This window comes from Streptomyces erythrochromogenes (assembly GCF_040684695.1).
Classification (GTDB): domain Bacteria; phylum Actinomycetota; class Actinomycetes; order Streptomycetales; family Streptomycetaceae; genus Streptomyces; species Streptomyces erythrochromogenes_C.
This window is the reverse complement of sequence record NZ_JBFBGM010000027.1, coordinates 46,743-60,759: the sequence shown is the minus strand read 5'-3', so window position 1 is coordinate 60,759 and position 14,017 is coordinate 46,743. Positions and strand designations below refer to the sequence as shown.

General features: G+C 73.0%; 13 protein-coding genes. 7 read left to right on the top strand and 6 right to left on the bottom strand.

Annotation, left to right across the window (positions count from 1 at the left end; genetic code table 11):
* Positions 1 to 60 precede the first annotated feature (60 nt).
* Positions 61 to 1,263, top strand: a complete 1,203-nt coding sequence (locus AB0O53_RS30650) for an alanine racemase (RefSeq protein ID WP_365199980.1) — start codon at positions 61 to 63, stop codon at positions 1,261 to 1,263.
* Between the two features lie 13 nt (positions 1,264 to 1,276).
* Here AB0O53_RS30650 and AB0O53_RS30645 read toward each other — a convergent pair whose 3' ends face one another.
* The 4 genes from AB0O53_RS30645 to AB0O53_RS30630 all read right to left on the bottom strand — a co-directional run bounded on the left by AB0O53_RS30645 (position 1,277) and on the right by AB0O53_RS30630 (position 6,273).
* On the bottom strand, positions 1,277 to 2,572 hold the full coding sequence (locus AB0O53_RS30645) for a haloacid dehalogenase-like hydrolase (RefSeq protein WP_365199977.1): 1,296 nt from the start codon (positions 2,570 to 2,572) through the stop codon (positions 1,277 to 1,279).
* 127 nt (positions 2,573 to 2,699) lie between these two features.
* Entirely contained in the window at positions 2,700 to 3,494 is a 795-nt protein-coding gene (locus AB0O53_RS30640) for a 3-oxoacyl-ACP reductase (RefSeq protein WP_350998159.1), read from the bottom strand.
* 6 nt (positions 3,495 to 3,500) lie between these two features.
* Positions 3,501 to 4,865, bottom strand: coding sequence for an aldehyde dehydrogenase family protein (locus AB0O53_RS30635; protein WP_350998162.1), 1,365 nt, complete (start codon positions 4,863 to 4,865; stop codon positions 3,501 to 3,503).
* A 37-nt stretch (positions 4,866 to 4,902) separates the two neighbouring features.
* Positions 4,903 to 6,273, bottom strand: coding sequence for a glutamine synthetase family protein (locus AB0O53_RS30630; RefSeq protein ID WP_350998165.1), 1,371 nt, complete (start codon positions 6,271 to 6,273; stop codon positions 4,903 to 4,905).
* A gap of 77 nt (positions 6,274 to 6,350) precedes the next feature.
* Between AB0O53_RS30630 and AB0O53_RS30625 the strand changes: the two genes are divergently transcribed.
* From AB0O53_RS30625 to AB0O53_RS30610, 4 genes are all read left to right on the top strand, one after another.
* Positions 6,351 to 7,097: a FadR/GntR family transcriptional regulator gene (locus tag AB0O53_RS30625; protein ID WP_350998168.1), complete on the top strand. Its 747-nt coding sequence runs from the start codon at positions 6,351 to 6,353 to the stop codon at positions 7,095 to 7,097.
* Positions 7,098 to 7,232: 135 nt separating this feature from the next.
* Positions 7,233 to 8,711 (top strand): ethanolamine permease, encoded by a 1,479-nt coding sequence (eat, locus tag AB0O53_RS30620; RefSeq protein WP_350998171.1) that lies wholly within the window; start codon positions 7,233 to 7,235, stop codon positions 8,709 to 8,711.
* A 44-nt stretch (positions 8,712 to 8,755) separates the two neighbouring features.
* The gene (locus AB0O53_RS30615; RefSeq protein WP_365199972.1) at positions 8,756 to 9,463 is read left to right on the top strand and encodes a gamma-glutamyl-gamma-aminobutyrate hydrolase family protein; all 708 of its coding nucleotides are present in this window, start codon (positions 8,756 to 8,758) and stop codon (positions 9,461 to 9,463) included.
* 145 nt (positions 9,464 to 9,608) lie between these two features.
* Positions 9,609 to 10,433 carry a hypothetical protein gene (locus AB0O53_RS30610; protein WP_350998175.1) on the top strand — a complete coding sequence of 275 codons (825 nt, stop codon included), beginning with the start codon at positions 9,609 to 9,611 and terminating at the stop codon, positions 10,431 to 10,433.
* 70 nt (positions 10,434 to 10,503) lie between these two features.
* Here AB0O53_RS30610 and AB0O53_RS30605 read toward each other — a convergent pair whose 3' ends face one another.
* Positions 10,504 to 10,851, bottom strand: a complete 348-nt coding sequence (locus tag AB0O53_RS30605; protein ID WP_350998177.1) for a hypothetical protein — start codon at positions 10,849 to 10,851, stop codon at positions 10,504 to 10,506.
* Between the two features lie 211 nt (positions 10,852 to 11,062).
* Here AB0O53_RS30605 and AB0O53_RS30600 point away from each other — a divergent pair, with 211 nt between their 5' ends.
* Entirely contained in the window at positions 11,063 to 11,860 is a 798-nt protein-coding gene (locus AB0O53_RS30600) for a thioesterase family protein (protein ID WP_350998180.1), read from the top strand.
* Here the strand turns inward: AB0O53_RS30600 and AB0O53_RS30595 are convergent.
* Positions 11,857 to 12,780: a LysR family transcriptional regulator gene (locus AB0O53_RS30595; protein WP_350998183.1), complete on the bottom strand. Its 924-nt coding sequence runs from the start codon at positions 12,778 to 12,780 to the stop codon at positions 11,857 to 11,859. The two genes, AB0O53_RS30600 and AB0O53_RS30595, sit on opposite strands and share 4 nt — an antisense overlap.
* A gap of 70 nt (positions 12,781 to 12,850) precedes the next feature.
* On the opposite strand from AB0O53_RS30595, the gene AB0O53_RS30590 reads away from it, so the two are divergent.
* Positions 12,851 to 13,966 carry a TDT family transporter gene (locus AB0O53_RS30590; protein WP_365199968.1) on the top strand — a complete coding sequence of 372 codons (1,116 nt, stop codon included), beginning with the start codon at positions 12,851 to 12,853 and terminating at the stop codon, positions 13,964 to 13,966.
* The last annotated feature ends 51 nt before the right edge of the window (positions 13,967 to 14,017 follow it).

Below are 14,017 nucleotides of genomic sequence, written 5' to 3'. Positions count from 1 at the left end.
GGAGCGCCGGATCGGGGCGGGCCCTACCCACCGGTACAGACCTCTGGCAAGCTGCCGCCCATGAACTCCGCCGCCACCGACCGCGCCCGGTACGACCGGGCGACCGCGCACCTGGACGCACCGCTGGCCATCGTGGATCTCGAGGCCTTCGACGCCAACGCCGACGATCTCGTGCGCCGGGCCGGCGGCAAGCCGGTGCGGGTCGCCAGCAAGTCGGTCCGGTGCCGCGCCCTGCTCGAACGGGTGCTGGCCCGGCCCGGGTTCGCCGGGATCATGTCGTACACGCTCGCCGAGTCGCTCTGGCTGGCCCGTTCCGGGTTCGAGGACGTGCTCCTCGCCTATCCCTCCGCCGACCGGGCCGGTTTCGGCGAGCTGGCGAGCGACGCCAAGCTGGCCGCCGCCGTCACGGTGATGGTCGACGACCCGGCGCAGCTGGAGCTGATCGACGCCTCCCGCGACGGCGGCGCCGAGGAGATCCGGGTGTGTCTGGAACTGGACACCGCCCTGCACCTGTTGGGCGGCCGGGTCCGGGTGGGCGCGCGCCGCTCCCCGCTGCGCGAGCCCGCCCAGCTGGCGGCGCTGGCCCGGGCGGTCGCAGCCCGGCCCGGGTTCCGGGTGGTGGGCCTGATGGCGTACGAGGGCCATGTCGCCGGGGTCGGGGACGCGCTGGCGGGGCGTCCGCTGCGGTCCCGGGCGATCCGGCTGATGCAGGGCGCGGCCCGCAGGGAGCTGGCGGCGCGGCGGGCCGCGGTGGTGGCGGCCGTGCGGGAGGTCGTACCGGACCTGGAGTTCGTCAACGGCGGCGGTACGGGCAGCGTGCAGCAGACCGCGGCCGAGGACGCGGTGACGGAGATCGCCGCCGGGTCGGGTCTGTACGTGCCGCGGCTCTTCGACAACTACACGTCGTTCAGCGGGCGTCCGGCGGCCCTGTTCGCCCAGCCGGTGGTGCGCCGGCCCGGGGTGGGGGTGGTGACGGTGCTCGGCGGCGGCTATCCGGCGTCCGGCGCGGCCGGCCCCGACCGGCTGCCGGTCCCGTACCTGCCGCAGGGGCTGCGCTACGACCCGCAGGAGGGCGCGGGCGAGGTGCAGACGCCGCTGCTGGGGAGCCCGGCCGACGATCTGCTGATCGGCGACCGGGTCTGGTTCCGCCATGCCAAGGCGGGCGAACTGTGCGAGCGGTTCGACACCTTGCACCTCGTCGAGGGCGACCGGGTCACCGTCGGCGCGGCGACCTACCGGGGCGAGGGCCGCACCTTCCTCTAGGGCACGGTGTCCGTCAGTACACGGTGTCCGTCTGGTCCGGGACGACGGTGCCGTCGCCGCGGCGGACCGGGCCGGGCGTGCCGTCGTGGTCGACGTAGCCGGTGGTGGAGCAGGGGTAGGGGCCGGTCTTCTGCTTCTTCGGCTCGATGAACATCGGGTTGACGATCCACTTGCCGTCGCTGTTGTCGTAGGCGCGGCACATCAGCTCGTTCTTGTTCCGGTTCACGACGAGCCGCAGGGCGGTCGCGTCCCGCAGGAACGAGATGTCGGTGTCGGAGTCGCCCGCCGCGAACACCTGGCGGCGGGCGGCCGGCTGGACCTTCTCGGCGGCGGGGCCGCGCACCCCGAAGACCTCCTGGTTGATCCAGCAGCGCTTGCCGTCGATGTACGTGATCATCGTGTCGGCGCCGTCCCGGACGGATCCGCAGCCCTGGAGGCGGGTGGTGTACGCCCCGCCGCGGGTCGTGGTGTTGCGGATGCCGATGACGCGGTCCGCGTCGATGCCGACGCCCTCGGCCCAGACCTCGACGACCGGCTGCGGGGAGGCCGAGCTGATCCAGACGTCGAAGCCGGCCTTGCGGAGGCTCTTGATCAGGTCCTTCTGCTGGTCGTAGTAGCGCACCCAGCCGGTGGCCCGGCCGGTGCCGACCTGCTGGGTGGCGCCGACGGGTGCGGTGAGGTTCTCGGTGCGGGCGGCGGCGGCGAAGCCGCGGATCTCGCGGGCGGTCCAGCCCTGCATCAGCTGGGGCAGCCAGGCGTACCCGGGTTCCATGGTGCGGCGGTCCCAGCCGGCGAAGGCGGCGGCTCCGGTGCGGGTCGCGGCGGTGCCGTAGACCGCGTTGATCTCGTCCGCGCAGCCGGCTCCGGCGGGGGTCCCGGTGGGCAGCGGGTTGCCGGGGCGGGCGAGGGCGCCGCAGGCGTCGGCCAGGGCCCGGGCGGCGGCGGGGGTCAGGAAACGGCTGGTGGTGCTCCAGTCGCCGCGGGCGGGCTGGCGGATCCGGGAGTTGCGGAGCAGCCAGAACATGGTGGCGTCGCCGACGTCGTTCTTGATGACGGTGTTGTCCCAGTCGAAGACGGCGACGGGCTTGGCGCGGGTGGGCCGGTGGGGGGTGCAGCGGTCGTACCGGTCGATGAGCTGCTGGAGGCGGGCCTGGTTGTCGCCGTACCAGCCGGGCTTCAGCTGCGGGGTGGTGCAGGGCGCTCCCGCGGCGGCGGCGTCGGCGGTGGGGCCGACGGCGACGAGGGCCGCCACGGTGATCGCGGCGGCGGCGAGCGCCTGGAGGCGCCGGGTGGTGGTGCGTGGGGACATGGGTGAACGCTCCTTGGCGGTGAAGGCGTCACGGGCGGTGGAGCACGACAGCCGGGCGTCGTGCGACGCCCGGCTGTCGGGTGGGTGGTGCGGGGATGCGGGGATGTGGCAGTGCGGGGGTGAGCGTTTAGAGGGGGGTGACGTACGCCCCGGAGATGCCGCCGTCGACGAGGAAGTCGGTGGCGTTGATGAAGGAGGAGTCGTCGCTGGCGAGGAAGGCGACGGCGGCGGCAATCTCGGTGGGCTCGGCGAACCGGCCCAGCGGGATGTGCACGAGCCGGCGGGCGGCGCGCTCGGGGTCCTTGGCGAACAGTTCCTGGAGCAGCGGGGTGTTGACGGGCCCGGGGCACAGGGCGTTGACGCGGATGCCCTCGCGGGCGAACTGGACGCCGAGTTCGCGGGACATGGCGAGGACGCCGCCCTTGGAGGCGGTGTAGGAGATCTGGGAGGTGGCGGCGCCCATGATGGCGACGAAGGACGCGGTGTTGATGATGGAGCCGCGGCCCTGGCGCTGCATGTAGGGCAGGGCGGCCTTGCAGCAGAGGTAGACGGAGGTGAGGTTGACGTCCTGGACCCGGCGCCAGGCGTCGAGCCCGGTAGTGAGGATGGAGTCGTCGTCCGGGGGCGAGATGCCTGCGTTGTTGAAGGCGATGTCGACGGAGCCGTAGGTGTCGAAGGCGGTCTTGAACAGGGCCTCGACGTCCTCCTGGTCGGTGACGTCGACCTTCACGAAGAGGCCTCCGACCTCCTCGGCGGCGGCCTTGCCGGCCGTCTCGTCGATGTCGGCGCAGACGACGTTGGCGCCTTCGGAGGCCAGTCGGCGGGCGGTGGCGAGGCCGATGCCGCTGCCGGCTCCCGTGATGACGGCGGTGCGGCCGACGAGGCGGCGGCAGACGATCTCTTCGTTGGTCTGGCTGGACATGGGTTCTCAGGCCTCCGTGCTGATGAAGACGTTCTTGGTCTCGGTGAAAGCGGTGAGGGCGTCGGGTCCGAGCTCGCGGCCGAGTCCGGACTGCTTGTAGCCGCCGAAGGGGGTCCAGTAGCGGACGCTGCTGTGGGAGTTGACGGACAGGTTGCCGGCGGCGACGGCGCGCGAGACGCGCAGCGCGCGGCCGATGTCGCGGGTCCAGAGGGAGCCGGAGAGGCCGTATTCGGTGGCGTTGGCCAGGCGTACGGCGTCCTCCTCGTCCTCGAAGGGCAGGACGACGGCGACGGGGCCGAAGACCTCCTCGGCGGCGACGGGCGCGGTGGGGGCGACGTCCGTGACGAGGGTGGGCGGGTACCAGAAGCCGGGGCCCTCGGGGGCGGTGCCGCGGATCGCGGTGAGGTCGTCGGTGACGAAGGACCGTACGCGGTCCAGCTGGGTCCGTGAGATCAGCGGCCCCATCTGCGTCTTCTCGTCGAGCGGGTCGCCGACGGTCACGGCCGCGATGCCGGGGGCGACGAGGTCGAGGAAGCGGTCGTAGACGGAGCGCTGGACGAGGATGCGGGTGCGGGCGCAGCAGTCCTGGCCGGTGTTGTCGAGGAAGGCCATGGGGGCGGCGGCCGCCGCGGCTTCCAGGTCGGCGTCGGCGAAGACGATGTTGGGGCTCTTGCCGCCGAGTTCGAGGGTGACGCGCTTCACCCGGTCGGCGCACTTGGCCATGATCTGCTTGCCGACGCGCGTGGAGCCGGTGAAGACGATCTTCGCGACGCCGGGGTGTTCGACGAGCGCGTCGCCCGCGGTGTCCCCGCGGCCGGGGAGCACCTGGAAGAGGTGTTCGGGGATCCCGGCTTCGAGGGCGAGTTCGGCGAGGCGCAGCGCGGTCAGCGGGGTGGTCTCGGCGGGCTTGAGGATGACGGCGTTGCCGGCGGCGAGGGCCGGGGCCAGGCCCCAGGCGGCGATCGGCATGGGGAAGTTCCAGGGGGCGATCACGCCGATGACGCCGAGGGGTTCGAGGAAGGTGACGTCGATGCCGCCGGCGACGGGGATCTGGCGGCCGGAGAGCCGTTCCACTCCCCCGGCGGCGAAGTCGAGGAGGTCGCGTACGTTGCCGGCTTCCCAGCGGGCGTTGCCGATGGTGTGGCCGGCTTCGCGGACCTCCAGCTGTGCCAGTTCCTCGATGTGCCCGTCGACGACGGCGGCGAAGCGCCGCAGCAGGCGGGCGCGGTCGGCGGGGGCGGCCGCGGCCCAGGCGCGCTGGGCCGCGGCGGCCCGGGCGACGGCGGCGTCGACGTCGTCCCGTGTGGCGGCCGGGACGACGGCGACGGTTTCCTCGGTGGCCGGATTGAGCACTTCCAGCGCATCGGACACGTGGTGCCTCACAGTTTCGTTCGGTGGCGTGCGGTGGCTACAGGCGTTCGAAGGAGCGGCGCAGCTCCCAGTCGGTCACCGCGGAGTCGTAGGCGTCGAGTTCCACGCGGGCCATGTTGCGGTAGTGGGCGACGACCTCGGGGCCGAAGGCGGCCTTGGCGATCTCGCTGTTCTCCCAGAGCTCGGCGGCCTCGCGCAGGGTGGCCGGTACGTGTGCGTAGTCGCCGGTGTAGGCGTTGCCGGTGCAGATCGGGGGCAGCTCCAGGCGGTTCTCGATGCCGTAGAGCCCGGCCGCGACCAGGCCGGCGACGGCGAGGTAGGGGTTGACGTCGCCGCCGGGGAGGCGGTTCTCGAAGCGCATGGAGCGGCCGTGGCCGACGACGCGCAGGGCGCAGGTGCGGTTGTCGAGGCCCCAGGCGACGGCGGTCGGTGCGAAGGATCCCGGCCGGAAACGCTTGTACGAGTTGATGTTCGGGGCGTAGAGAAGGGAGAAGTCGCGCAGCGCGGCGAGCTGGCCGGCCAGGAAGTGGCGCATCACGGGGGACATGCCGTGTTCCTCGTGGCCTTCTCCGGCCATCGCGTTGCGTCCGTCGGCGTCGGTGAGCGAGAGGTGGATGTGACAGGAGTTGCCCTCGCGCTCGTCGTACTTGGCCATGAAGGTGAGCGAGACGCCTTCCTGGGCGGCGATCTCCTTGGCGCCGGTCTTGTAGACGGAGTGCTGGTCGCAGGTGGTGAGCGCCTCGTCGTAGCGGAAGGCGATCTCGTGCTGGCCGAGGTTGCACTCGCCCTTGGCCGATTCGACGATCAGGCCGGCGGCCTGCATCTCGTTGCGGATCCGGCGCAGCAGGGGTTCGACGCGGCCGGTCCCGAGGACCGAGTAGTCGATGTTGTATTGGTTGGCGGGCGTCAGGCCCCGGTAGTTGGCGTTCCAGGCCTGCTCGTAGGTGTCCTGGAAGACCATGAACTCCAGCTCGGTGCCGACCATCGCGGTGTATCCGTGCTCGGCGAGCCGTTCCAGCTGGCGGCGCAGGATCTGCCGGGGTGCGGCCACGACGGGGGTGCCGTCGTTCCAGGCCAGGTCGGCCAGGAGGAAGGCGCTGCCGGGGTTCCAGGGGATGCGGCGCAGGGTGGCGAGGTCGGGGTGCATGGCGAAGTCGCCGTAGCCCCGGTCCCAGGAGGACATCTCGTAGCCGTCGACGGTGTTCATGTCGGTGTCGACGGCCAGGAGGTAGTTGCAGCCCTCGGTGCCGTGCGCGAGGACCTCGTCCAGGAAGAACTGTGCGGCGAACCGCTTGCCCTGGAGCCGCCCCTGCATGTCGGGGAAGGCCAGGACGACTGTGTCGATCTCACCGCTGGCGACGAGGGCGCGGAGCTCCTCGGGCGCGAGCGGCGGCTTGCGGTCTACCACGGGAATCTCTCCTTCGGTGAGCCGAGGAGGCCTAAGGTATTGAATAGAACCATTGCTTGGGAAGGGGAGGAGCCGAGATGACCGATACGGCGAGCGAAGGCGACGCCGCCCGGCGCCTGAACCCGGTGCTGCGCCAGGTGCGGGCGGGCAACGGGTTCGAGGAGGCGCTGGAGCAGATCCTCCAGGTGGTCCGCCTGGGTCTGGTGCCCGGCGGCGAGAGGCTCCCGCCCGAGCGCGAGCTGGCGGAGCGGATGGGGATCAGCCGGGTCACCCTGCGCGAGGTCCTGAAAGTACTGCAGGACCAGGGCCTGGTGGAGGCGCGGCGCGGCCGGTACGGCGGGACGTTCGTGCGGCCCCGCCCCGACACCCCGGCCGGCGGCACCGAGGAGGAGCTGCGCAGGCGGGTGGCGGGCGTGGACATCGAGGACGTCCTGCGCTTCCGGGAGGTCCTGGAGGTGGGCGCGGCCGGGCTGTGCGCCTCCCAGGGGCTCACCGAGGAGGGCACCGAACGGCTGCTCGCCGCGCTGGGGGCGACCCACGACGCCCCGCTCGCGGACTACCGCCGCCAGGACACGCTCTTCCACCTCACCCTGTGCGAGCTCGCCGGGTCGGCCACCCTGACGGCCCAGTACGCGGCCGTCCGGGCCACGGTCAACGACCTGCTCGACTGCATCCCGCTGCTGGTGCGCAACCTGGAGCACTCGCAGCAGCAGCACAGCGCGCTGGTGGAGTCGGTGCTGGAGGGGGACGCGGCGGGGGCCCGCGAGACCATGCGCGAGCACTGCTGCGGCACGGCGGCGCTGCTGCGGGGGTTCCTCGCCTGAGCCGGGCGGGGAGGGGGGTTCGCGGGGCGCCCGAGAGGTTTTCGTAACTTCTGTTTTACGCAGAGGTCTTGCGCGCTCCGCTCCATTAGGACAAAGGTACGCCCCACAACCATTGCCCTGAGGCAGGAGCGCACGATGGCCGACGACATCGAGGCACGGCTGGCAGCCGTACCCGCACCCACCACGTCACCCGCCGGGGGCGACGGCCCGGACGACTACCTGGAGCGCCGCACCCTGCGCCGCGGCAGCGCCGGCTGGCTGCTCCTGACCGGCCTCGGCGTCGCGTACGTCGTCTCCGGGGACTTCTCCGGCTGGAACGTCGGCCTCGACAAGGGCGGCTTCGGCGGTCTCGCCATCGCCACCGTCCTGATGGGCGCCATGTACGCCTGCCTGGTCTTCTCCCTCGCGGAGCTGTCCACCATCCTGCCGACGGCGGGCGGCGGCTACGGCTTCGCCCGCCGCGCCCTGGGCCCCTGGGGCGGCTTCTGCACCGGCACCGCGATCCTCATCGAATACATCCTGGCCCCGGCGGCGATCGTCATCTTCATCGGCGACTACGTGGAGTCCCTCGGGCTCTTCGGCCTCACCTCCAGCTGGCCCGTCTACCTCGGCTGCTTCGTCATCTTCATCGGGGTGCACCTGTGGGGCGTCGGCGAGGCGCTGCGCTTCAGCCTCGTCGTGACCGCCGTCGCCGTCGCCGCCCTGCTGATCTTCGCGGTGGGCGCGTTCACCGAGTTCAGCGCCGACGGCCTGAACGACATCCCGGTCGACCCGAGCGCATTCGGCTCGAACTCCTGGCTGCCGCTCGGCGTGCTCGGCATCTGGGCCGCGTTCCCCTTCGGCATGTGGTTCTTCCTCGGCGTGGAGGGCGTGCCGCTGGCGGCCGAGGAGGCGAAGGACCCGGTCCGCTCCATGCCGAGGGCCCTGTCGATCTCCATGGGCATCCTCGCCCTGCTGGCCCTGATCACCTTCTTCGCGGCGACCGGCGCGCAGGGCGCGGACGCCGTCAAGACGGCCGGCAACCCGCTGGTCGTGGCCCTGGAGGGGGACGGCGGCCCGACCGCGCTGAGCCGCTTCGTGAACTACGCGGGCCTGGCGGGCCTGGTGGCATCCTTCTTCTCCCTCATCTACGCGGGCTCGCGCCAGCTCTTCGCCCTCTCGCGCGCCGGCTACCTGCCCCGCTTCCTGTCCCTGACCTCGAAGCGCAAGGCCCCGTACCTGGGCCTGATCATCCCCGGCGCGATCGGCTTCGCCCTGGCCGCGTCCACCGGCAACGGCGCCCGCATGCTCAACATCGCCGTCTTCGGCGCCACCATCTCCTACGCCCTGATGGCGCTCTCGCACATCGTGCTGCGCCGCCGGGAGCCGCAGCTGGAGCGTCCCTACCGCACCCCGGGAGGCGTCCTGACCTCCTCGGTGGCCTTCGTACTCGCCCTGTCGGCCCTGGTCGCCACCTTCCTGGTGGACAAGGACGCGGCGTTCATCGCCCTGGCCGTGTACGCCGTCGCCCTGGCCTACTTCGCCTTCTACAGCCGCCACCGCCTCGTGGCATCGGCCCCGGAGGAGGAGTTCGCGGCCCTCGCGGAAGCCGAGGCGGAGCTGGCCCGCGACTGAAATCCTGCTCCCCTCAGCCCCGCCCCGTCCCGGAGGTATCGAACGTGCCCAGGCCGCTCATCGGCATCACCACCTATGTCGAGGAATCCACCCGCTACGGGGTGTGGGACCTCCCGACGTCCCTCGTACCGACCGGGTACCACGAACTCGTCCAGGCGGCGGGCGGCGCGGCCGTGCTGCTGCCCCCGGACGAACCCGGCTCGGCGGCGGAGGTGCTGAGCCGGCTGGACGGACTGGTCGTCGCGGGCGGCCCGGACGTGGACCCGGTCCACTACGGGGCCGCGCGCGACCCCCGTACCGGCGCCCCCGCGACGGTCCGCGACCACTGGGAGCTGGCCCTGATCAACGCGGCGCTGGAGGCGGACGTGCCCGTGCTCGGCATCTGCCGCGGGATGCAGGCCCTGAACGTGGCCCTGGGGGGCACGCTGGTCCAGCACATCGACGGCCACGTCGACACCCCGGGCGTCATGTCCTGGCACCCGGTGCGCCCGGTCCCGGGCACCCGGTACGCGGACCTCGTGCCGGAGGAGGCACAGGTCCCGACCTACCACCACCAGGCGGTCGAGCGCCTCGGCAGCGGCCTGGTCGTCTCGGCGCACGCGCTCGACGGCACGGTGGAGGCGATCGAGCTGCCCGATCCGGCGCGCTGGGTGCTGGGCGTCCAGTGGCACCCGGAGCGCGACAAGGACACCCGGGTGATGGCGTCGCTGATCGAGGCGGCCGCCGTCCGCAGCGCGGTCCCCGTGGCCTGACCGGCCGCCGCCCGCGGGACTCCGGCGCACCTTCCCCGGCGCCGGGGGCCCGCGGCCGGCTCCCGCCCCACCCTCGCCCCCGCCCTCGCACCCGGCGCGACCGTCACGAATGGCCCTCCGGCCGACGGGCGCGCACGCTGGATGGGTGAGCACCGACGCGCACCGCACGGCGAAGGGGCCGGTGGCCGGGTTCCTGGACAACCCGGTCGTGGGCATGGCGCCGTGGATCATCTTCTCGCTGCTGGTCGGACCCGGGCGGTTCGAACTGGCCGTCGGACTGGCCCTCGCCACGGCGGTCGCCCTGATCGCCGTGGGCCACCTGGTCAACCGCGGCAGCTCCTGGAAACTGCTGGAACTGGCCGACGTGGTCTTCTTCGCATCGATGGCCGTCATCGGCGCCCTGGTCAACGACGGAACCCTGCGCTGGCTGGAGACGTACGCCGGCGAGGTCGCCAACATCGCCCTGGCGGTCATCGCCTTCGGGTCGATGGCCGTGCGGATGCCGTTCACCGTCCAGTACGCCCGTGAACAGGTCGATCCGTCCCTCTGGCACACCCGTGGCTTCCTGCGCACCAACTACATGATCACCGGGGCGTGGGGCATCGCCTTCCTGATCGCGGCGGTGGCGGGAGCGTACGGGGACCTGGTCCTGCACAACCCGAACAACATCTGGACCGGCTGGATCATCCAGATCCTGGCGATCGTCGCCGCGGTGAAGTTCACCGTCTGGTACCCGGACGTCGCCCGTGCCCGGGCGGTCCGCGAAGCCTCCGGACTACCTCCCGAGCCCACGCGGTGGGCCGGCTTCCTGGTGCCGCTGGCGGGCCTGCTCGTACCGATCGGCATCGCCGTCCTGATCTTCGACAACATGTGGTGGCTCGGCGTCGGCCTGATCGTCATCGGCTCCCTCCTGACGAAGCGCCTGCAGTCCCAGTCCCAGGCCGAGTCCGAGTCCCGAGCCACGGGCTGACGCCGGCCGGGCCCGTGGCGGGGGCCCGGCCGGCGTCGCGGCGGGGGCCCGGCCGGCGTCGCGGCGCGGTTCAGCTGAAGACGACCGACCGCAGCTGCAGGCGGGCCGAGCCGTAGCCGGTGACCGGCCGCAGCGTGAAGAAGTCGCCCTCGCATCCGGGTTCGGTGAAGACCGTCGCCGTGGAGGTGGTCCTGTTGCGCGGCGAGTGCGCCGGCGAGCTGGCACCGGGGTCGGCCACCTCGGGCAGCGTGATGCACTGCTCGCTCCGGGGGTCCTCCAGGACCACCCGCAGCGGGCGGCCGTCGAGGCCCGTGACCGTGTACTGGAACTCTCCCGTGGCGGCCGAGGCCGAGGTCGGGACGGTCAGCAGGAGCGTGAAGGCGCCGAAGGCGGCGACGGCGGCATGGCGAAGACGCATCAGGGGGTTCTCCTCGTGGGGTGTGACACGTGCGGGAGCCACCCTTGCGGCGGGTCCGCCCGAGGTCACCCTCCGCGCGGCGGCGAATCGTTCCGCCCTCGCCCGAACGGGCGCACGACCCCCGCCCGTCCGTACGCGGCGACGCCTCCTACGATGCGTGATCGATACACCGTTCCCGTGCCTTCCTGCCCCGCCCGAGGAGACCGATCCCGTGACCACCGGCGACGCCGCACCCGAGAGCTACTACGAGCGGACGGGCGAGCACCGCTACAAGCCCACGGCCCACGCGGGCGGTGCGTGGAGCACCGAGGAGCAGCACTTCAGCCCGCTCGCCGGCCTCGTGGTCCACGCGATCGACGGACACCTCGCGCGGCGGCCCGAGCCGTTGGCGCTCGCGCGGATCAGCTACGACATCCTCGGCCGCATCGCCCTCGACGAGTGCGAGATCACCGTCGAGACCGTCCGCCCGGGCCGGACGATCGAACTCCTGGAAGCGACCGTGGCCATCGGCGGGCGTCCGGTGGTCCGCGCCCGTGCCTGGCTGCTGGCCACCCTGGACTCATCCGCCGTGGCCGACAGCCCGCACGACCGCCTCCCCGCCCCCGAGGAGCTCGGCGTCTGGGCGATGGACGACGTGTGGGACGGCGGCTACGTCACCTCCATCGAGGTCCGCCGCACGCCGCCCACCCGCCGGGGCCGCACCGCGGCCTGGGTGTCCTCGCCCCTCACCCTGGTCGCGGGCGAGCCGAGCAGCGCCCTGGCCTCATACATCGCGCTCGTGGACACCGCGAACGGGATCGCGGTGCAGCAGGACCCCACCGCGTGGATGTTCCCGAACCTGGACCTGACGATCCACCTGCACCGTCAGCCGCGCGGCCCGTGGACCGGCCTGGACACCACCGTCACCTTCGGCCCGTCCGGGCAGGGGCTCACCAGCAGCGTCCTGCACGACGCCGACGGCCCCGTAGGCCACGCCGAACAGATCCTCACCGTCCGCCCGATGCCCTAAGCCGTACCCCGGGTCAGGGACAGCAGGTCGCGGGCCGGGCCGGCCGGGCGGGCGCCCGCAGGCCAGACCGCCCGCAGGGCCCGGCCGAGCCCGGCGCCCGTCACCGGCACCTCCACCAGCCGGCGGGCCGCCAGCTCGTCCACCACGGCCAGCTCCGACAGCACGCACGGCCCGGCGCCGCCCAGTGCGGCCGCCTTCACCGCCGTCGTGGACGCCAGCTCCAGCAGCGGCGCGGCCAGCCCGCCGTGCCCGGCGAGCGCCGCGTCCAGCACCTGCCGCGTGCCCGAACCGCGCTCGCGCAGGATCAGCGGAGTCGCCGCGAGTTCCGCCGCCTCCACACCCCGCGTGCGCCGCGCCCACGGGTGCACCGGTGCCACCGCCACGACCAGCCGGTCCTGCGCGATCACCGCCGAGTCCAGCCCCTCGGGCACCGTCAGGCCCTCCACGAACCCGAGGTCGGCCTCGTGCGCGAGCACCCGCTGCACGACCACCGCCGAGTTGCCCGCGTGCAGGGACACCGCCGTGTCCGGCCGCTGCCCGCGCAGCGCGATCAGCCACCCCGGCAGCAGGTACTCGGCGATCGTCATGCTGGCCGCCACCCGCAGCCGGGAGTCACGCCGACCGCGCAGCGCCTGCGCGCCCGCGTCGAAGGCCTCCGCCGCCTCCACCACCCGCCGGGCCCAGTCGGTGACCAGCGCGCCCTCGGCCGTCAGCGTCGAACCCCGCGGCGAACGGTCCACCAGCGCCACACCCAGCCGCGCCTCCATCGCCCGGATCCGGCTGCTCGCCGCGGGCTGGGTGATGCCCAGCCGCCGGGCGGCGCCGCTCAGGCTCCCGACGCGGGCGACCGCGAGCAGCAGCTCCAGCGCACCCAGGTCCGGTACGCGGTGTGCCAGCGGAACCGTGTTCTCATCACCCATAACATCAGTTTATGGCCTTATAGAAAGATGATCCCTGCCGTTCGGCCCGCCCCGGCATGACGCTGGACCCATGGCCACCACCCTCGTGCGACCCCGCACCCTCACCGACACCGCACCCACCGCCCACAAGGCACCGGCGCTGCGACACCTCGGCCCCAACTGGTACGCCTCCGTCATGGGCACCGCGATCGTCGCCAACGCGGGCGCGACCCTCCCGTACCAGCTCCCCGGCCAGCGCGTGGCCTGCCAGATCGTCTGGGCGCTGTCCGCCGCCGCCCTCGCCGTCCTGCTGACCGCCCGGGCCGGGCACTGGCTCCACCACCGCGACCAGGCCCGCGCCCACCTCCTCGACCCGGCCGTCGCCCCCTTCTACGGCTGCCTCGCGATGGCCCTGCTGGCCGTCGGCGGCGGCACCCTCATCGTCGGCAAGGACCTCATCGGAACCGGCGCCGCCGTGGCCGTGGACGCCGTGCTGTTCACCGCGGGCACCGCGATCGGCCTGGTCGCGGCCGTGGCCGTGCCCTACCTGATGGTGGTGCGCCACAAGGTCGAGCCGAAGCAGGCCAGCCCCGTCTGGCTGCTCCCCCTCGTCTCCCCCATGGTCTCGGCCGCGCTCGGCCCGCTGCTGATACCCCACCTGCCCGCCGGCCAGCCCCGCGAGGCCATGCTGCTCGCCTGCTACGCCATGTTCGGCATCAGCCTGCTCGCCACCCTGCTGATGCTCCCGCTGATCTTCGGCCGGCTGATCGTGGGCGGCCCCCTCCCCCTGGCCCTGACCCCGACCCTGTTCCTGGTCCTCGGCCCCCTCGGGCAGTCCACCACCGCCGTGAACCAGCTCGCCGACATGGCGCCCCGGTCCATCGGCGCCCCCTACGCCGGTGCGCTCGGCGCCTTCGCGGTCGTCTACGGGGTCCCCGTGATGGGATTCGCCCTGCTGTGGCTGGCCCTCGCCGTGTGCATGCTGGTCCGGGCGGCCCGCGCCGGCATGGGCTTCGCGATGACCTGGTGGGCGCTGACCTTCCCCGTCGGCACCTGCGTCACCGGCGCCGCCGGCCTGGCCCGCCACACCGGCCTCACCGCCCTCGGCTGGCTCGCCGCGGCCCTCTTCCTCGCCCTGCTGACGGCCTGGCTCCTGGCGGCCACCCACACCCTGCGAGGCCTCTTCACGGGCCGCCTCCTCCCCTAGCGGGGAGCCCAACAGACCCGCACCCGGTACGAGTCCCCTCGCGGGGGGGGC